A 19,515-nucleotide genomic window follows, 5' to 3' on the forward strand; every position below is an offset into this window, starting at 1 on the left:
CACGTCTAAAGAAAAGTACACAATGACTGAGCGTCGTAATACCTGCTCCGATTGTTTGTTCTGAAGTAAACAGTCTGCTCCTTCTAGCACACCACCCCATTTAGTTCGCACTTTTATGGCAATATTGCCGCTGCAATGGAATGACTTTATTTTCAGGACATGTTAGGCAAGAATCTCATGTATTATTGATGTAAATAGTGTTCAACGCTCTCCGTATTAAGCCTTTTAAAGGAATACTTATCTGAATTGCATCTACGTTTCAAAGAACACTATCTGTGAAGATAAATTGCTGGCAGAGCCATATAGCCCTTCAGAACACGTATGTGGCTGGTTTGTGGAAATGCTTTTCAATTAAGAGTGTTTTACTAATGAGAGAATTTTCGACATAAAAAAACCGACATCAGAATGTCGGCTTTCTAGTTTGGTTTTATAGTATTTGTTTTAATACTCTATCCGCTTTCACTCGGGTTATTTTTCTAACCAAGCGTTGTACTGTTTCTGGATAGTCTTCGAGTTTCTCAATTTGTCTGTACGTACAAACTAAATGAGTATGCTGAAGAATATTCTGTATCTCTTTCTCAAATTGTTCGGTTAATAGATGGTAATCATCCTTAACCAGCAGAGCGTTCTCTAAATCGAGTTTCCATGCTCTAGGGTTCAAGTTATTACCTGTTAGCAACATATAACGTTTATCGACCCATATCCCTTTTAAGTGGAAGCTGTTGTCATCATGTTTCCATAAATGAATGGATAGATTACGGCTAGCAATGTTCGCTTCGTTCGCTTTAGCGAAGCGACGTAAATTAATCTCATAAAGATAAGGTAAGCCGCCTATCGTTTTGAATTCTTCTTCTGGTGAAATATAAAAGTCGTTTGCTGTTTTATCGCCAATGATGATGTGAACTTTAACGCCACGCTTAAGAGCCTTTTTAACTTCTTTAGCAATACTTCTTGGGAAGTTAAAATACGGCGTGCAAATGAAGACTTCGTCTTTAGCTTGCGCTATCAGCTGCACGATATATTGGTTGAGTCTATTTCGACGTTTACCTAAACCGACAAGAGGAGTAATCCCAACTTTATCTTGCGAAACCGTATCAGCATCAAATATGTAGTTTGCTTGAGCCAAAGAAGCTCTAAACTGACGAATATCTGTTTTGATCTCTTTAGTATCAGGTTTGTCTTGAGCACTAAGATCATTAACTGCTGGGTGAGCGAGCATCTCATCTTGAACAAATTTAACCATACTGTCAGCTAAAGCTGCATTCTCAATCGAATGATAACGGTCAAAGCGATAACGCTCTTTATAGTGAAGATAAACGTTGTTTAAGCTAGCACCGCTGTAAATAACGGTATCATCAATCACAAAGCCTTTAAGGTGTAATACACCAAATACTTCGCGCCCACGAACAGGGATTCCATAAGTCGGAATTGTATGTTGATACTCCTGGTTAAACTTGCGGTATATTGCAGCATTACCTTCAGAGGCTGCTTTGCCAATGAGCCCGCGCTGCGCTCGGTGCCAATCGACACAAATATTAATGTCTAAACCAGGGTTACGTTGTTTAGCTTCAAAAAGCTCAGTTAGAATTTCGCGTCCAGCTTCATCGTCTTCTAGGTAGAGGGCAACAAGGTAAATACGCTTACTTGCCTGACGAATTGACTCAATAAGATGAGTTCGAAACTCCTTAGCAGAGAAGAGAATGGCAAACTTATTCGGATCTTGCGCAATAGTCGGCAGCTGGTCGAATGGGTTTCTACGAGCAATCATTTTGGATGCTTTACCTTACTTATGTGCAAATGTGCAAATGTGCGAACAACGAATAATACCAAACTAGTGAAACAAAAGGCTAGAAAAGCTGCTTTGTCTTACTCTTGTACGGTAAAAAATTGCATTGGAATGAGATCTTTACCGCTTTGACTGTAACGAAGAAATAAGGTTCTAAGTTCACTTGGCAAGTTTTCGACATCGATCTTTCTGAAGTTTACTTGTTCATAGAAGTTTTGCAGATGGGCATAAGAAAAACAAAAATCATTTTTCGCCATAATCTCGTTTTCGCAATAGTGAAGTAACTGAGAGCCGATCCCTTTACCTCTTCTAGTCTCACAGACTGCCATCCCAGTTAACAATCTGTATTGTGCTACAGGGCGAAACCTTACAACAGCAACCATAGATAAATCATCATATGCCGCGATCGACAACTCATCGCTTTTTGGTTTCGAACTTGGATAATGCTGTTTATAAAATCTTTTTAGCAGAGGAAGCTTTATTGGATCTAAGTGTTCAAACTTGAGCGAAGGCATTTGTGTCTTATCGTGGCATCTGTTGTAGAATGTCCGAAGTTTAGTTTATCTGAAGAGTCTCATGCAATTACATAACCCTTTGCAATTACAACATAATGTAAATTTGGCGCCTTACCACACCTTTGGTATTGAAGAGGAATGTCATACCCTGACACTCATTAAGACTGTTGACGATCTTAGAGAAGTATATCGCAGTGAAGAACTGAAAAGCCTGCCTAAATTAATGTTAGGTAAAGGAAGTAATATGCTCTTCACCGAAGCTTATAAAGGTCTCGTAATGGTGAACCGAATGCTAGGTATCAAGCATTCTGAAGATGACACTTACCATTATTTGCATGTTGAAGGTGGGGAAGATTGGCCTGAACTGGTGGCTTGGAGTATTGACCAAAACATATCTGGTCTTGAAAACTTGGCGCTAATTCCAGGATGTGCAGGTTCTGCACCGATACAAAATATCGGAGCCTACGGATTAGAGTTCCAAGATGTCTGCGATTACGTAGATTATCTTTGTCTTGATACACTGGAAGTTAAACGACTAACAAAAGACGAATGTGATTTTGCTTACCGAAATTCTATTTTCAAAAACGAGTTATATAACAAAGCGATTGTTGTTGCCGTTGGTTTAAAACTTGTTAAGGACTGGAAGCCAAACATTAATTATGGTCCGTTGAAAGAGTTGGGAGACAGCTGCACTTCACAACAGGTTTTTGAGCGAGTATGTCAGGTTCGCAGTGACAAATTACCCAATCCTATCGATACCGGTAATGCGGGAAGCTTCTTCAAAAATCCAGTAGTGATTGAACAGCATTTTGAAATGCTGAAGTCTTTCTTTCCCGATATTGTTGCCTATCCTGTTGATGAAGGTATGAAGTTAGCTGCTGGTTGGTTGATTGAACATGCTGGTCTCAAAGGGATGATTCACGGTGGAGCTCAGGTGCACCCTAACCAAGCACTTGTTTTGATTAATAGGTCCAACGCAACGGCACAAGATGTCGTTGAATTGGCAGCTATCGTTCGTAACAAGGTCTTAGAAACCTACGGCGTGTTACTTGAACATGAAGTTCGCTTCATGGGGCGGGATAAAGAAACCTATTTGAGTTGTTTGATTGGAGAGGCGTGAGTGAAAAATCCAGACGTAAAGTTAAAGCTGCTGAGCAAGTTATCTGATGGTTCGTTTCACTCGGGAGAATCTCTAGGCGAAGAGCTTGGTATGTCTCGCGCTGCGATTAGTAAACATATAAAAGGTATTCAGGAGTGGGGCGTTGATATTTTTCGAGTTCAAGGAAAAGGTTATCAGCTTTCGCAACCACTAATTATGTTGGATGAAGCTTTGATTCAGTCCAAAGTAAGTAATCCTGTGGAGCTTCATCCTGTCATTGGTTCGACAAACCAATATTTAATTGAGAACACCACAAGCTTAAAATCTGGAACAGTTTGTATTGCTGAATATCAAGAGAGTGGTCGAGGCCGGCGTGGGCGTCATTGGGTGTCGCCATTTGGTGCCAACTTGTATCTATCAATGTACTGGCGTTTAGATGCGGGAATGGCTGCTGCTATGGGACTTAGCCTTGTGGTTGGTGTTGCTATGGTAGAAGCACTTGAGAAAATGGGATTGGATGGCGTAAAACTGAAGTGGCCAAATGATCTCTATTATCAAGATAGAAAACTTGCTGGCATATTGGTTGAAATGTCAGGTCAGGCGGGTGGTGCAGCGCATTTAGTTATTGGAATGGGCATGAACTTAGCTATGCAAGACAGAGACTCTGCAATCGATCAGCCATGGGCAAGCTTGTCCGAAGTGATCGGTACGGATCATATTGATCGGAATGTGTTGGCCGCAGAGTTTATCAATACTCTTGATGCAGCATTAAAACACTACGAGTTACACGGCATGCAAAATTTCGTTGAGCGTTGGAACCGCTTAGATAACTTCATAGGGCGTAAAGTTAAACTGATTATGGGCGCGAATGAGGTTACTGGTATCGAACGTGGTATAGATGCGCAAGGTGGCGTCTTACTGGAGACAGATGAAGGGCTAAAGAGCTTTATCGGTGGGGAAATTTCATTGAGAAAGAATGAGCAATAAAAAAGAGGCGTTAAGCCTCTTTTTTGTACCTATTTACGAAGCAATATCTCTTCGACAGTATGATTAAGCCCTTTTCGCAATATAAGTTGCGCACGTTCTTTAGTGGGTAGGATATTACCTTGAAGGTTCTTGCCGTTAATTGAGTGCCAAATTTGTTGTGCTTTAGCTATAGCTTGTTCTTCAGTTAAAGAAGTGTAATGACTGAAATAAGACCCCGGTTCTTTGAATGCACTGTCTCTGAACTTCATAAATCGTTCTACATACCACTTTTCGATCATCTGACTATCGGCATCGACGTAAATAGAAAAGTCGAGAAAATCGGAAATAAATACACGATGTGGGTCATGAGGATAATCCATACCACTTTGTAATACGTTTAAACCTTCAATGATTAAAACATCTGGACGATCGACGACTTTTTTCTGCTCTGTAATGTCATAGGTGAGATGTGAATATACCGGAGCTTCCACGTTTGGCATACCAGCCTTAACATCTGAAACAAACTGAACAAGACTTCGCATATCATAGGATTCAGGGAACCCTTTTTTATGCATGATGCCTCTTTCGTCCAACACTTTGTTTGGATGAAGAAAGCCGTCAGTAGTGACGAGTTCAACCTTTGAGTGATTTTCAAAACGAGAAAGCAAAGCTCTTAATAAACGAGCGGTGGTACTTTTGCCGACTGCGACACTTCCAGCTATGCCAATAATAAAAGGTGGGGCGCTTTCCTTATTACCAAGGAATTGATTGAGCACGCTATTACGACTCTGTCTTGCTGCTACATACAGGTTGAGAAGACGAGCTAGAGGAAGATATATTTCCACTGCCTCTTTTATCGTCAGATTCTCATTGATACCTTGCAACTCTTGCAGATCACTTTCAGACAACATCATTGGTACTGAGTTACGAAGCTCAGACCATTGCTGGCGATCGAAAGATAAATATGGGGTCATAACATGCTCAATTATCGAAATTAGAGTAAGACCAGCGAACATACAATATGGTAGCGACAATGCAAATGGGAAAGATGGAATATTTAGTGTTTAGGCATAAATTCGCTTGAAAAATCATCGAATAAACAAAAGTACGCTAAATTTCGCATTTTTTTGCTCATAAGTATTGCAAGCAAATAAATCATTCACTAGAATGCGCACCACTTATGCCGACTTAGCTCAGTAGGTAGAGCAACTGACTTGTAATCAGTAGGTCACCAGTTCGATTCCGGTAGTCGGCACCATTTTCTCCTTTATGAGAGAAGTGGCGTAAAAATTTGGAGGGGTTCCCGAGTGGCCAAAGGGAGCAGACTGTAAATCTGCCGGCTCCGCCTTCGATGGTTCGAATCCGTCCCCCTCCACCATATTATTAGGAAATAGCTCTCAGAGTTACGTGTTGCGGGCATCGTATAATGGCTATTACCTCAGCCTTCCAAGCTGATGATGCGGGTTCGATTCCCGCTGCCCGCTCCACTCCATTTAAGAGTGCTGATATAGCTCAGATGGTAGAGCGCATCCTTGGTAAGGATGAGGTCGGCAGTTCGATTCTGCCTATCAGCACCAGCTCTAAGCAAACTTTTCCTTTTGATATATACTTTTTACTACCAAATTTTTGGTTGCGTGGTCATTTATAAAGCCACTTAAATCCGTACCTAGAGGGACAACTCATGTCTAAAGAAAAATTTGAACGTACGAAACCGCACGTAAACGTTGGTACTATCGGCCACGTTGACCACGGTAAAACAACTCTAACAGCAGCTATCTGTACTACTCTGTCTAAACACTACGGTGGTGCAGCTCGTGACTTCGCATCTATCGATAACGCTCCAGAAGAGCGTGAGCGTGGTATCACAATCTCTACTTCACACGTAGAGTACGATACACCAGCTCGTCACTACGCACACGTAGACTGCCCAGGACACGCTGACTATGTTAAAAACATGATCACTGGTGCTGCGCAAATGGACGGTGGTATCCTAGTTGTTGCTGCAACAGATGGTCCAATGCCACAAACTCGTGAGCACATCCTACTAGGCCGTCAGGTTGGTATCCCTTACATCATCGTATTCATGAACAAATGTGACATGGTTGACGATGAAGAGCTACTAGAACTAGTAGAAATGGAAGTTCGTGAACTTCTATCTGAGTACGATTTCCCAGGTGATGACCTACCAGTTATCCAAGGTTCAGCACTAGGCGCGCTAAACGGCGAAGCACAGTGGGAAGAGAAGATTCTAGAGCTTGCTAAAGCACTAGACGAGTACATTCCAGAGCCAGAGCGTGCAGTAGATATGCCGTTCCTAATGCCAATCGAAGACGTATTCTCAATCCAAGGTCGTGGTACAGTAGTAACTGGCCGTATCGAGCGCGGTATCCTACGTGTAGGTGATGAAGTAGCAATCGTTGGTATCCACGACACTACAACAACTACATGTACTGGTGTAGAAATGTTCCGTAAGCTTCTAGACGAAGGTCGTGCGGGTGAGAACGTTGGTGCACTACTACGTGGTACTAAGCGTGATGACGTTGAACGTGGCCAAGTACTAGCTAAGCCTGGTTCAATCACTCCACACACTAAGTTCGAATCAGAAGTATACGTACTTTCTAAAGATGAAGGCGGCCGTCATACTCCGTTCTTCAAAGGCTACCGTCCACAGTTCTACTTCCGTACAACTGACGTAACTGGTGATATCTCTCTACCAGAAGGCGTAGAAATGGTAATGCCAGGCGACAACATCCAAATGACTGTAGAGCTAATCGCTCCAATCGCAATGGATGAAGGTCTACGTTTCGCGATCCGCGAAGGTGGCCGTACAGTTGGTGCTGGTGTTGTAGCTAAAATCTTTGAATAAGATTTGACGTGACACTACTAAAAAGGGCATCATTTGATGCCTTTTTTATGCGCTGTATTAAGCATTAGCTAGTTTTTTATACAAGCAAGTGTGAAAACAGGACTATTTGTTAAAGAATTTAGCTCTTTAACAAATAAAAAAGAGAGTGCATCGAGGTTTTTTCCTTGATGTTATGGATTTGCCCTGCAGCAGCGGGGTTGTTGTCGTCTATAGTAAGACTTGTGTGACAGGTTGGTTTATGAAAGCAAATGCTGAAGCTCCTGATAGCTCAAACGCAGCAGATACATTGAAGTGGATTGTCACTTTTGCTCTGCTAGCTGCCGCTGTTGTGGGTAATTACCTGTATGGTGAATTGTCTGTAGTAATTCGTGCTGCAGGTGTAATTGTGTTAATTGCTGCTGCGTTAGGTGTTGCTGCAACAACATCAAAAGGCAAAGACGCAATTAGTTTTGCTCGTGAATCTCGAATGGAAGTTCGTAAAGTGGTTTGGCCTACACGCCAAGAAACGATGCAAACAACACTAATTGTGTTAGCGGTAAGTATTGTAATGGCTCTAGTGCTTTGGGGCATTGACGGAATCATGGTTCGTCTAGTGGCCTATGCTACTGGGGTATAGAGGGTTTAATACATGAGTGAAGCTCCAAAAAAACGCTGGTATGTAGTTCAAGCCTTCTCTGGCTTTGAAGGTCGTGTAGCACAATCTCTACGCGAACATATCAAGATGCACAGCATGGAAGATCTATTCGGTGAAGTGCTTGTCCCAACTGAAGAAGTTGTTGAGATGCGCGCGGGTCAACGCCGTAAGAGTGAACGTAAATTCTTCCCTGGTTACGTGCTTGTGCAAATGATCATGAATGATGAATCTTGGCACTTAGTACGTAGCGTCCCTCGTGTAATGGGCTTCATTGGTGGTACATCTGATCGTCCAGCGCCAATCACTGATAAAGAAGCTGACGCTATTCTGAATCGTCTAGAGAAAGCGAGCGAAGCTCCACGTCCTAAGACTATGTTCGAAGCGGGTGAAGTGGTTCGTGTTAACGAAGGTCCATTTGCTGACTTTAACGGTACTGTTGAAGAAGTGGATTACGAGAAGAGCCGCCTGAAAGTGTCTGTATCGATCTTTGGTCGTGCGACACCAGTTGAGCTTGAATTTGGTCAAGTTGAAAAGATTGACTAAAAAAACACCTTTTAGGCTTGTCTAAGGCGCGAATGCTAGCTATAATTTCGCGCCTTTTTACAGGTCTTTATACCTTTTCTAGGTTTTCGTAATTTAGAAATTAGGTTAAATAAACCTCTAATGGTTTTGTTACTTCGGGGAGCTGATTGTTAATTAGCGTTTGAACCCAAAATTTAGGAAATATCATGGCTAAGAAAGTTGAAGCTTATATCAAGCTGCAAGTTGCAGCGGGTATGGCTAACCCAAGTCCACCAGTTGGTCCTGCTCTAGGTCAACGTGGTGTGAACATCATGGAATTCTGTAAAGCGTTCAACGCACGTACAGAATCTATGGAGAAAGGTCTACCTACTCCAGTTGTTATCACTGTATACAGCGACCGTTCTTTCACGTTCGAAACTAAGACTCCACCTGCAGCAGTTCTTCTTAAGAAAGCAGCTGGTATCAAGTCTGGTTCTGGTCGTCCAAACACTGAAAAAGTGGGTACTATCACTGACGCTCAAATCCAAGAAATCGCGCAAACTAAAGCTGCTGATATGACTGGTGCTGACATCGAAGCGATGAAGCGTTCTATCGCTGGTACTGCTCGTTCAATGGGCCTAGTGGTAGAGGGTTAATATAATGGCAAAACTAACTAAGCGTATGCGTACAATCCGCGCAAAAGTGGATGTAACTAAAGAGTACGAAATCAACGAAGCTGTTGCTCTTCTTAAAGAACTAGCAACTGCAAAATTCGTAGAATCTGTTGACGTTGCTGTTAACCTAGGTATCGACGCTCGTAAATCTGACCAAAACGTACGTGGTGCAACTGTACTACCTCACGGTACTGGTCGTGATATTCGCGTAGCTGTATTCGCTCAAGGTGCTAACGCTGAAGCTGCTAAAGCTGCAGGCGCAGACCTAGTGGGTATGGACGATCTAGCTGACCAAGTTAAGAAAGGCGAGATGAACTTTGACGTAGTAATCGCATCTCCAGATGCAATGCGCGTTGTAGGTCAACTTGGTACTATCCTTGGTCCACGTGGTCTAATGCCAAACCCTAAAGTTGGTACTGTAACTCCTAACGTTGCTGAAGCGGTTAAGAACGCTAAAGCTGGTCAGGTTCGTTACCGTAACGACAAGAACGGTATCATCCACACTACTATCGGTAAGGTGTCTTTCGAAGCTAACCAACTACAAGAGAACTTAGAAGCTCTACTAGTTGCGCTTAAGAAAGCAAAACCATCTTCTGCGAAAGGCGTTTTCGTGAAGAAGGTAAGCATCTCTACTACTATGGGTGCTGGTGTTGCTGTTGATCAGAATACTCTGAACGCTCAAGCATAATGCATTTGCTTAGGCGCAAAATTTGTGTATAATTTTGCGCCTAATATTTGTGGTTGGGGCTGAAGCCCGATTCTCTGAATCAGTATTCAGTCTCCGTCCAAGACCGTAGGCGTTATCAATTGATAACTTAATACAACCTACGTAGATGGTGCCCGAACCTGACAGAAAGATTTCATTTTTTATTTTAAAGAATGGGTTACCTTTCTTCTGGAACTGCACCTAATTATCTCTCACTGTTGTGACAATAGTGAGTGGTGTAATAACAACCAGGAGTAATCCAAGATGGCTTTAAATCTTCAAGACAAACAAGCAATTGTTGCTGAAGTCAACGAAGCGGCCAGTGGTGCACTTTCTGCAGTTGTTGCTGACTCTCGTGGTGTAAAAGTTGCTGCGATGACTACTCTACGTAAACAAGCGCGTGATGCGGGCGTTTACCTAAGAGTTGTTCGTAACACACTAGCACGTCGCGCTGTAGAAGGCACAGCTTACGAATGTCTACAAGACGTATTCGTAGGTCCAACTTTGATCGGCTTCTCTAACGAGCACCCAGGTGCTGCAGCGCGTCTTTTCAAAGACTTCGCTAAAGAGAACAAAGCATTCGAGATCAAAGCTGCTGCATACGAAGGTTCTATCACTGACGTTGAAGTACTAGCGACACTACCAACTTACGACGAAGCAATCGCACGCCTAATGATGTGCATGAAAGAAGCTTCTGCTGGCAAATTGGTACGTACTATCGCTGCTATCCGTGATCAAAAAGAAGCTGCTTAATTGCCTTGCTTTTTACTGGTTGCAAAATAAACTTATTGTTGACTTAAAAGAGAATTGTTATGTCTATTACTAACGAGCAAATCCTAGACGCAGTTGCAGAAATGTCTGTAATGCAAGTTGTTGAACTAATCACTGCAATGGAAGAGAAATTCGGTGTTTCTGCTGCTGCTGCTGTTGTAGCTGGTGGTCCAGCTGCTGCTGCTGTTGAAGAACAAACTGAATTCAACGTAATCCTAGCTGCTGCTGGTGCGAACAAAGTTGCTGTAATCAAAGCAGTACGTGGCGCAACTGGCCTAGGTCTTAAAGAAGCTAAAGCTCTAGTTGACGGCGCTCCAGCTGCACTTAAAGAAGCTGTTTCTAAAGAAGAAGCTGAAGCACTGAAGAAAGAGCTTGAAGAAGCTGGTGCAACTGTTGAAGTTAAGTAATTATTACTTAATTTCTTAGCCGCAAGGCTAATGGCTGGTGGTTTAATAACCACCGGCCTTTTTGCGCTGTAGGGTATGGGCGAATTTTCCCGCTGTTTAAGCGTCCCATATTCATGCAAAAAGCGGTCGTCGAACTGATGAGCCGTCACTACAGTAAACAGCGATTTAGTCACTGTCCTAAACCTTCTAGGTGGACAGTTTGGGTCACTTATCAGCGAGCTGAGGAACCCCATGGTTTACTCTTATACCGAGAAAAAGCGCATCCGTAAGGACTTTGGTACTCGTCCACAAGTACTGGACATTCCATACCTGCTATCGATCCAGCTCGATTCGTTCGATAAATTTATCGAACAGGATCCTGAAGGACAATACGGTCTTGAAGCTGCTTTTCGTTCTGTATTTCCAATTCAGAGCTACAACGGCAATTCAGAGCTGCAATACGTTAGCTACCGTCTTGGTGAGCCAGTTTTTGACGTTAAAGAATGTCAAATCCGTGGTGTAACTTATTCAAAACCACTACGCGTAAAATTACGCCTTGTGATTTTTGATAAAGACGCGCCAGCAGGTACTGTCAAAGATATTAAAGAACAAGAAGTCTACATGGGTGAAATTCCACTCATGACAGATAATGGTACCTTTGTAATTAATGGTACTGAGAGGGTTATCGTATCCCAGCTGCACAGAAGCCCAGGCGTATTCTTCGACAGCGATAAGGGTAAGACCCACTCTTCAGGTAAAGTTCTATATAACGCACGTATCATTCCTTACCGTGGTTCATGGTTGGATTTCGAATTCGATCCAAAGGATAACCTATACGTACGTATTGACCGTCGTCGTAAACTACCAGCATCGATCATTCTTCGTGCACTAGGTAAGACGACTGAAGAGATCCTTAATATCTTCTTCGAAAAAGTAAACTTCGAAGTGAAAGACCAAACTCTAATGATGGAGTTGGTGCCTGAGCGTCTACGTGGTGAAACTGCTACGTTTGACATTGAAGCTGATGGCAAGGTCTATGTAGAGAAAGGTCGTCGCGTTACTGCTCGACACATCCGTCAACTTGAAAAAGATGGCGTTAACTTCATTGAAGTACCAGTTGAATACACAGTTGGTAAAGTATCTTCTAAAGATTACATCAATGAAGCGACTGGCGAGATCATCATCGCTGCGAACCAAGAAATTAGCCTAGAAGCTCTTGCGAACCTATCTCAAGCGGGATACAAGAAACTAGAAGTTCTATTTACGAACGATCTAGACCACGGTCCATTCATGTCTGACACTATCCGTGTTGACAGCACTACTGACCGTATTTCTGCGCTTGTAGAAATCTACCGCATGATGCGCCCTGGCGAGCCGCCAACGAAAGAAGCGGCTGAAACGCTATTTAATAGCCTATTCTTCTCTGAAGAACGCTACGATCTATCAACTGTAGGTCGTATGAAGTTCAACAGCTCAATCGGTCGTGAAGACGCCGGAGAGCAAGGCACTCTTGATGAAACAGATATCATCGAAGTGATGAAGAAGCTTATCGCGATCCGTAACGGTATTGGCGAAGTGGACGATATCGACCACCTTGGCAACCGTCGTATCCGTAGCGTAGGCGAAATGGCAGAAAACCAATTCCGTGTTGGTCTTGTACGTGTTGAACGCGCAGTTAAAGAACGTCTAAGCCTAGGCGATCTAGACAACGTGATGCCACAAGATCTGATCAACGCGAAACCAATTTCTGCTGCTGTTAAAGAATTCTTTGGTTCTTCACAGCTTTCACAATTCATGGACCAGAACAACCCGCTTTCAGAAGTAACGCACAAGCGTCGTATTTCTGCATTGGGTCCTGGTGGTTTGACTCGTGAACGCGCTGGCTTCGAAGTACGTGACGTACACGTAACTCACTACGGTCGTCTATGTCCTATTGAAACGCCTGAAGGTCCAAACATCGGTCTTATCAACTCTCTATCTGCGTTTGCACGTTGTAACGAGTACGGTTTCCTAGAGACTCCATACCGTCGTGTAGTAGATGGCGTTGTAACTGACGAAGTTGATTACCTATCAGCTATCGAGGAAGGTCAATTCGTTATCGCTCAGGCGAACGCGAAACTGACTGAAGAGAGCACTTTTGCTGACGAACTGATCACAGCGCGTCAAAAAGGTGAATCTGGTCTTCACCCTCGTGAACACGTTGACTACATGGACGTTGCGACAAACCAAGTAGTATCTATCGCTGCTTCGCTTATCCCGTTCCTAGAACACGATGACGCGAACCGTGCATTGATGGGTGCGAACATGCAACGTCAGGCAGTTCCAACTCTAAGAGCAGACAAGCCTCTAGTTGGTACTGGTATTGAACGTAACGTAGCGGTTGACTCAGGTGTAACTGCGGTTGCTAAACGTGGTGGTGTTGTTCAGTCTGTGGATGCATCTCGTATCGTTGTTAAGGTTAATGAAGAAGAGTTGGTACCTGGCGAAGCTGGTATCGATATCTACAACCTAACTAAGTACACACGTTCGAACCAAAATACATGTATCAACCAGCGTCCATGTGTGATGCCGGGTGAACTAGTAGCACGTGGTGATGTAATCGCTGATGGTCCATCAACTGACCTTGGTGAACTAGCTCTTGGCCAGAACATGCGTATCGCATTCATGCCTTGGAACGGTTACAACTTCGAAGACTCGATCTTAGTTTCTGAGCGTGTTGTTCAAGAAGACCGCTTTACGACTATCCACATTCAAGAACTATCTTGTGTGGCTCGTGATACTAAGCTTGGTGCTGAAGAGATCACTGCGGATATTCCAAACGTAGGTGAAGCTGCTCTATCTAAATTGGATGAGTCAGGTATCGTTTACATCGGTGCAGAAGTTAAGGGTGGCGACATCCTAGTTGGTAAAGTAACACCTAAAGGTGAAACTCAGCTAACGCCTGAAGAGAAGCTACTACGTGCGATCTTCGGTGAAAAAGCTTCTGACGTTAAAGATACTTCACTACGTGTGCCTAACTCTGTTGCTGGTACGGTTATCGATGTACAAGTCTTCACTCGCGATGGCGTAGAGAAAGACAAACGTGCACTTGAAATCGAACAAATGCAGCTGAAAGAAGCGAAGAAAGACCTTACTGAAGAGTTCCAAATTCTTGAAGGTGGTCTGTTTGCACGTGTTCGTTCTCTGCTACTTACAGCAGGTTACAGCCAAGCTAAAGTTGAATCTATCGACCGTAAGCAATTGCTAGAACAAACGCTAGAAGACGACGAACTACAAACTCAGCTAGAGCAAATGGCTGAACAGTACGACGAACTGAAAGCTGACTTCGACAAGAAATTCGAAGCTAAGCGTCGCAAGATCACTCAAGGTGATGATCTAGCACCAGGCGTACTGAAGATCGTTAAAGTTTACCTAGCGGTGAAACGTCGCATCCAACCGGGTGATAAGATGGCGGGTCGTCACGGTAACAAGGGTGTAATCTCTAAGATCAACCCTGTTGAAGACATGCCATACGATGAAACTGGTCAGCCAGTAGATATCGTACTAAACCCACTGGGTGTACCTTCACGTATGAACATCGGTCAGATCCTAGAAGTTCACTTAGGTCTGGCAGCTAAAGGTATTGGTGACAAGATCAACCAGATGATTAAGGAACAGCAAGAGCTTGCTAAGCTGCGCGAATTCCTACAGAAGGTTTACGATCTTGGTGAAACTCGTCAGAGCGTCGACATTGCTTCAATGAGCGATGAAGAAGTACGCGTACTGGCTGGTAACCTACGTGGCGGTCTACCGATTGCTACACCAGTATTTGATGGCGCGAACGAAGCTTCAATCAAAGAACTATTGTCACTAGCAGACCTTCCAACGTCTGGTCAGTTGACACTGTTTGATGGTCGTACAGGTGATGCGTTTGAGCGTCCTGTAACTGTTGGTTACATGTACATGCTGAAACTGAACCACCTTGTTGATGACAAGATGCATGCTCGTTCTACGGGTTCTTACAGCCTTGTTACTCAGCAACCACTTGGTGGTAAAGCTCAGTTCGGTGGTCAGCGTTTCGGTGAGATGGAAGTATGGGCACTAGAAGCATACGGTGCTGCTTACACGCTACAAGAAATGCTAACAGTTAAGTCGGATGACGTTAACGGCCGTACTAAGATGTATAAGAACATCGTAGATGGCAACCACAGCATGGAACCTGGCATGCCAGAATCGTTCAACGTATTGTTGAAAGAGATTCGCTCGCTAGGTATCAACATCGAGCTAGAAGACGAAGAGTAATTCGTTTCTCGTTAGAGAAATGTGATTATCTGGTAGAAAGCAGCTGGCGTTTGGCTGGCTGCTTTTAACTCCTTACAGGAGCTGATTGTGAAAGACTTATTAAACTTTCTAAAAGCACAGCATAAGACCGAAGAATTTGATGCAATCAAAATCGGTCTATCTTCACCAGACATGATCCGTTCATGGTCTTTTGGTGAAGTTAAAAAACCTGAAACGATTAACTATCGTACGTTCAAACCTGAGCGTGATGGTCTGTTTTGTGCGCGTATTTTTGGCCCAGTAAAAGACTACGAATGTCTTTGTGGCAAATATAAGCGTCTAAAACACCGTGGTGTTATCTGTGAGAAGTGTGGCGTTGAAGTTACACAGACTAAAGTTCGTCGTGACCGTATGGGCCACATCGAGCTTGCATCTCCAGTTGCTCACATCTGGTTCCTAAAATCTCTACCATCTCGTATCGGTCTATTAATGGATATGCCGTTACGTGATATCGAGCGCGTTCTTTACTTCGAAATGTACGTAGTAACAGAACCAGGCATGACTGATCTTGAAAAAGGTCAAATGCTGACTGAGGAAGAGTACCTAGACCGCCTAGAAGAGTGGGGTGATGAATTCTCCGCTAAGATGGGTGCTGAAGCGATCAAAGATCTATTGAGCTCAATGGACCTTCATGCAGAAATCGAACAGATGCGTGAAGAGCTAGATACGACTAACTCAGAAACTAAGCGTAAGAAAGTAACGAAGCGTTTGAAGCTAGTTGAAGCATTCGTAAGTTCAGGTAACAAACCTGAATGGATGATTCTGACTGTACTTCCAGTGCTTCCGCCAGATCTACGTCCTCTAGTACCACTAGATGGCGGTCGCTTTGCGACTTCTGATCTGAACGATCTATACCGTCGTGTTATTAACCGTAACAACCGTTTGAAACGTCTTCTAGAGCTAGCTGCTCCGGACATCATCGTACGCAACGAAAAACGTATGCTACAAGAGTCTGTTGATGCGCTTCTAGACAACGGTCGTCGCGGTCGCGCGATCACAGGTTCGAACAAGCGTCCTCTGAAATCTCTTGCTGATATGATCAAGGGTAAACAAGGTCGTTTCCGTCAGAACCTTCTAGGTAAACGTGTAGACTACTCTGGCCGTTCTGTAATCACAGTAGGTCCATACCTTCGTCTGCACCAGTGTGGTCTTCCTAAGAAGATGGCACTTGAGCTATTCAAACCATTCATCTACAGCAAGCTAGAGACTCGTGGTCTTGCGACTACAATCAAAGCTGCTAAGAAAATGGTAGAGCGCGAAGAAGCTGTTGTATGGGATATCCTGGATGAAGTTATCCGTGAACACCCAGTGCTACTTAACCGTGCACCAACACTTCACCGTCTAGGTATCCAGGCATTTGAACCTGTACTAATCGAAGGTAAAGCGATTCAGCTACACCCACTAGTGTGTGCGGCGTATAACGCGGACTTCGATGGTGACCAAATGGCGGTACACGTGCCTCTAACTCTAGAAGCACAGCTAGAAGCCCGTACTCTGATGATGTCGACAAACAACATTCTGTCGCCAGCGTCAGGTGATCCGATCATCGTTCCTTCTCAGGACGTTGTATTGGGTCTGTACTACATGACTCGTGAGAAGATCAACGCGAAAGGTGAAGGCATGTACCTTGCTGGCCCAGAAGAGGCTGAGAAGGCATACCGCACTAAGAGCGCTGAGCTACACGCACGCGTTAAAGTACGTATTACAGAAACAGTTGTTGACGAAGATGGTCACAGCACAACAGAAACTAAGATGGTAGATACTACTGTCGGTCGTGCAATGTTGTGGCAAATCGTACCTGCAGGTCTTCCTTACAGCATCGTTAACCAAAAGCTAGGTAAGAAGCAAATCTCTAACCTACTTAACGAGGCATACCGTAAGCTAGGTCTGAAAGATACAGTAATCTTCGCTGACCAAATCATGTACGCAGGTTTTGCTTACGCGGCACTTTCTGGTGTATCTGTTGGTATCGACGATATGGTTGTACCGCCAGCGAAATACACTGAAATCGCAGAAGCAGAAGAAGAAGTACGCGAAATTCAAGAACAGTTCCAATCTGGTCTTGTAACTGCGGGCGAACGCTACAACAAAGTGATCGATATTTGGGCATCTACCAACGATCGCGTAGCGAAAGCGATGATGGAAAACCTTTCTTCTGAAACGGTTATTAACCGTGAAGGTAAGGAAGAGAAGCAAGAGTCATTCAACAGCATCTATATGATGGCTGACTCAGGTGCTCGTGGTTCTGCAGCTCAGATTCGTCAGCTTGCGGGTATGCGTGGTCTGATGGCTCGTCCAGATGGTTCAATCATCGAGACGCCAATCACTGCGAACTTTAAAGAAGGTCTAAACGTACTTCAGTACTTTATCTCAACGCACGGTGCTCGTAAGGGTCTTGCGGATACAGCATTGAAGACAGCGAACTCTGGTTACCTAACACGTCGTCTAGTAGACGTTGCTCAAGACGTAGTAGTTTATGAGCACGACTGTGGCACCCACGAGGGTGTAGACATGATGCCTCACATCGAGGGTGGTGACGTTAAAGTTCCGCTAACTGAACTTGCACTTGGTCGTGTGGTTGCAGAAGACATTCTGAAACCAGGTACAGAAGAAGTTCTAGTTCCTCGTAACACGCTTCTTGATGAGAAATGGTGTCAGGTTCTAAACGACAACTCTGTTGACCGTATTAAAGTACGTTCAGTAGTAACGTGTGACGCAGACTTCGGTTGTTGTGCACTATGTTACGGTCGTGACCTAGCTCGTGGTCACCTAGTGAACCAAGGTGAAGCAGTAGGTGTAATCGCTGCTCAGTCTATCGGTGAACCTGGTACACAGCTAACGATGCGTACGTTCCACATCGGTGGTGCGGCATCTACGGCAGCAGCAGAGAACAGCATCCAAGCTAAGAACACAGGTTCTGTTAAGCTACACAATGCTAAGTTCGTAATTAACAAAGATAACAAGCTTGTAATCACTTCTCGTGCTTCTGAGCTAACAATCATTGACGAATTTGGTCGTACCAAAGAGAAGCACAAACTTCCTTACGGTTCATTGCTAAGCAAAGCAGATAACGACGCAGTTGAAGCTGGTGAAACAGTGGCAAACTGGGAAGCGCACACGCTACCAATCATTACTGAAGTAGCAGGTCGCATCCAGTTCGTAGACATGATCGATGGCGTAACAGTTTCTCGTCAAACAGATGACCTAACAGGTCTATCTTCAAGCGAAGTAACTGATGCAGCAGCTCGTCCAGCAGCAGGTAAAGATATGCGTCCAGCTATCAAACTTGTGGATGAGAAAGGTAACGATGTAGTGATCCCTGGTACAGATATGCCAGCTCAGTACTTCCTACCTGGTAAAGCTATCGTGAACATCGAAGATGGCGCTGAAGTGAATGTGGGTGATACTCTTGCTCGTATTCCTCAGAAATCTGGCGGTAACCGAGACATCACGGGTGGTCTACCTCGCGTAGCTGACCTATTTGAAGCTCGTAAGCCGAAAGAGCCTGCAATCCTTGCTGAATACACAGGTACTGTGTCGTTCGGCAAAGAGACTAAGGGTAAACGTCGTCTAGTTATCACTCGCGACAGCGGTGAAGTTTACGAAGAGATGATTCCTAAGCATCGTCAATTGAACGTGTTTGAAGGTGAGCGTATCGAACGTGGTGACGTGATCGCAGATGGTCCAGAGTCTCCACATGACATCCTACGTCTACGTGGTATCCACGCTGTGACTTCTTACATCGCTAACGAAGTTCAGGAAGTTTACCGTCTGCAAGGCGTTAAGATTAACGATAAGCACATCGAAACCATCGTTCGTCAGATGCTACGTAAGTGTACAATTACTCACGCAGGTGACTCTGAGTTCCTACCTGGTGAGCAAGTTGAATACTCACAAGTTAAGATTGCTAACCGTGCACTAGAAGCAGAAGGCAAAGAGCCAGCACGTTTCGAACGTGAACTTCTAGGTATCACGAAAGCGTCTCTAGCGACAGAATCGTTCATCTCTGCGGCATCGTTCCAAGAAACGACGCGCGTACTGACTGAAGCTGCGGTATCTGGTAAGCGTGATGACCTACGTGGTCTGAAAGAGAACGTTATCGTTGGTCGCTTGATCCCTGCTGGTACTGGTTTTGCGTACCACCAAGATCGTCAATCTAAGCGTGAAGCTCAGAAAGAAGGTCCTTCAGCGGAGCAAGCTACAGATAACCTAGCTGCGCTACTGAACGCAGGTTTCTCTTCAGAAGAGTAATCGAACTATCGATATGAAAAAAGGCACCGAAAGGTGCCTT

14 protein-coding genes and 4 tRNA genes are annotated in these 19,515 nt (G+C 44.2%); 15 read left to right on the forward strand and 3 right to left on the reverse strand.

Annotated features, from left to right (window positions below):
- Positions 1-427: 427 nt before the first annotated feature.
- Both pssA and ACOSVQ_RS17620 read right to left on the reverse strand, forming a co-directional pair.
- Positions 428-1,768: a CDP-diacylglycerol--serine O-phosphatidyltransferase gene (pssA, locus tag ACOSVQ_RS17615; protein ID WP_491983760.1), complete on the reverse strand. Its 1,341-nt coding sequence runs from the start codon at positions 1,766-1,768 to the stop codon at positions 428-430.
- Between the two features lie 98 nt (positions 1,769-1,866).
- Positions 1,867-2,301, reverse strand: coding sequence for a GNAT family N-acetyltransferase (locus tag ACOSVQ_RS17620; RefSeq protein ID WP_491983761.1), 435 nt, complete (start codon positions 2,299-2,301; stop codon positions 1,867-1,869).
- 49 nt (positions 2,302-2,350) lie between these two features.
- Between ACOSVQ_RS17620 and murB the strand changes: the two genes are divergently transcribed.
- On the forward strand, positions 2,351-3,421 hold the full coding sequence (murB, locus tag ACOSVQ_RS17625; RefSeq protein WP_491983821.1) for a UDP-N-acetylmuramate dehydrogenase: 1,071 nt from the start codon (positions 2,351-2,353) through the stop codon (positions 3,419-3,421).
- Entirely contained in the window at positions 3,422-4,387 is a 966-nt protein-coding gene (gene birA, locus ACOSVQ_RS17630) for a bifunctional biotin--[acetyl-CoA-carboxylase] ligase/biotin operon repressor BirA (RefSeq protein ID WP_491983762.1), read from the forward strand.
- Between the two features lie 29 nt (positions 4,388-4,416).
- Here birA and coaA read toward each other — a convergent pair whose 3' ends face one another.
- Positions 4,417-5,340, reverse strand: a complete 924-nt coding sequence (coaA, locus tag ACOSVQ_RS17635) for a type I pantothenate kinase (RefSeq protein ID WP_491983763.1) — start codon at positions 5,338-5,340, stop codon at positions 4,417-4,419.
- Between the two features lie 208 nt (positions 5,341-5,548).
- Between coaA and ACOSVQ_RS17640 the strand changes: the two genes are divergently transcribed.
- From ACOSVQ_RS17640 to rpoC, 13 genes are all read left to right on the forward strand, one after another.
- Positions 5,549-5,624 (forward strand) — tRNA-Thr (locus tag ACOSVQ_RS17640).
- 35 nt (positions 5,625-5,659) lie between these two features.
- Positions 5,660-5,744, forward strand: a tRNA-Tyr gene (locus tag ACOSVQ_RS17645).
- A 34-nt stretch (positions 5,745-5,778) separates the two neighbouring features.
- Positions 5,779-5,853 (forward strand) — tRNA-Gly (locus ACOSVQ_RS17650).
- 14 nt (positions 5,854-5,867) lie between these two features.
- Positions 5,868-5,943 (forward strand) — tRNA-Thr (locus tag ACOSVQ_RS17655).
- 104 nt (positions 5,944-6,047) lie between these two features.
- On the forward strand, positions 6,048-7,232 hold the full coding sequence (tuf, locus tag ACOSVQ_RS17660) for an elongation factor Tu (RefSeq protein WP_491983764.1): 1,185 nt from the start codon (positions 6,048-6,050) through the stop codon (positions 7,230-7,232).
- 238 nt (positions 7,233-7,470) lie between these two features.
- Positions 7,471-7,848 carry a preprotein translocase subunit SecE gene (secE, locus tag ACOSVQ_RS17665; RefSeq protein WP_491983765.1) on the forward strand — a complete coding sequence of 126 codons (378 nt, stop codon included), beginning with the start codon at positions 7,471-7,473 and terminating at the stop codon, positions 7,846-7,848.
- 12 nt (positions 7,849-7,860) lie between these two features.
- Positions 7,861-8,409, forward strand: coding sequence for a transcription termination/antitermination protein NusG (gene nusG, locus ACOSVQ_RS17670; protein ID WP_102943115.1), 549 nt, complete (start codon positions 7,861-7,863; stop codon positions 8,407-8,409).
- A gap of 185 nt (positions 8,410-8,594) precedes the next feature.
- Positions 8,595-9,023, forward strand: a complete 429-nt coding sequence (gene rplK, locus ACOSVQ_RS17675; RefSeq protein WP_165312466.1) for a 50S ribosomal protein L11 — start codon at positions 8,595-8,597, stop codon at positions 9,021-9,023.
- 4 nt (positions 9,024-9,027) lie between these two features.
- Positions 9,028-9,729, forward strand: a complete 702-nt coding sequence (gene rplA, locus ACOSVQ_RS17680) for a 50S ribosomal protein L1 (RefSeq protein ID WP_491983766.1) — start codon at positions 9,028-9,030, stop codon at positions 9,727-9,729.
- Positions 9,730-10,011: 282 nt separating this feature from the next.
- Positions 10,012-10,500 (forward strand): 50S ribosomal protein L10, encoded by a 489-nt coding sequence (gene rplJ, locus ACOSVQ_RS17685; protein WP_102964694.1) that lies wholly within the window; start codon positions 10,012-10,014, stop codon positions 10,498-10,500.
- A gap of 59 nt (positions 10,501-10,559) precedes the next feature.
- Positions 10,560-10,925, forward strand: a complete 366-nt coding sequence (gene rplL / locus ACOSVQ_RS17690; RefSeq protein WP_491983767.1) for a 50S ribosomal protein L7/L12 — start codon at positions 10,560-10,562, stop codon at positions 10,923-10,925.
- Positions 10,926-11,156: 231 nt separating this feature from the next.
- Positions 11,157-15,185: a DNA-directed RNA polymerase subunit beta gene (rpoB, locus tag ACOSVQ_RS17695; protein ID WP_491983768.1), complete on the forward strand. Its 4,029-nt coding sequence runs from the start codon at positions 11,157-11,159 to the stop codon at positions 15,183-15,185.
- 87 nt (positions 15,186-15,272) lie between these two features.
- The gene (gene rpoC, locus ACOSVQ_RS17700; protein WP_491983769.1) at positions 15,273-19,475 is read left to right on the forward strand and encodes a DNA-directed RNA polymerase subunit beta'; all 4,203 of its coding nucleotides are present in this window, start codon (positions 15,273-15,275) and stop codon (positions 19,473-19,475) included.
- The last annotated feature ends 40 nt before the right edge of the window (positions 19,476-19,515 follow it).

It is taken from the genome of Vibrio sp. HM8-C, from assembly GCF_058630515.1.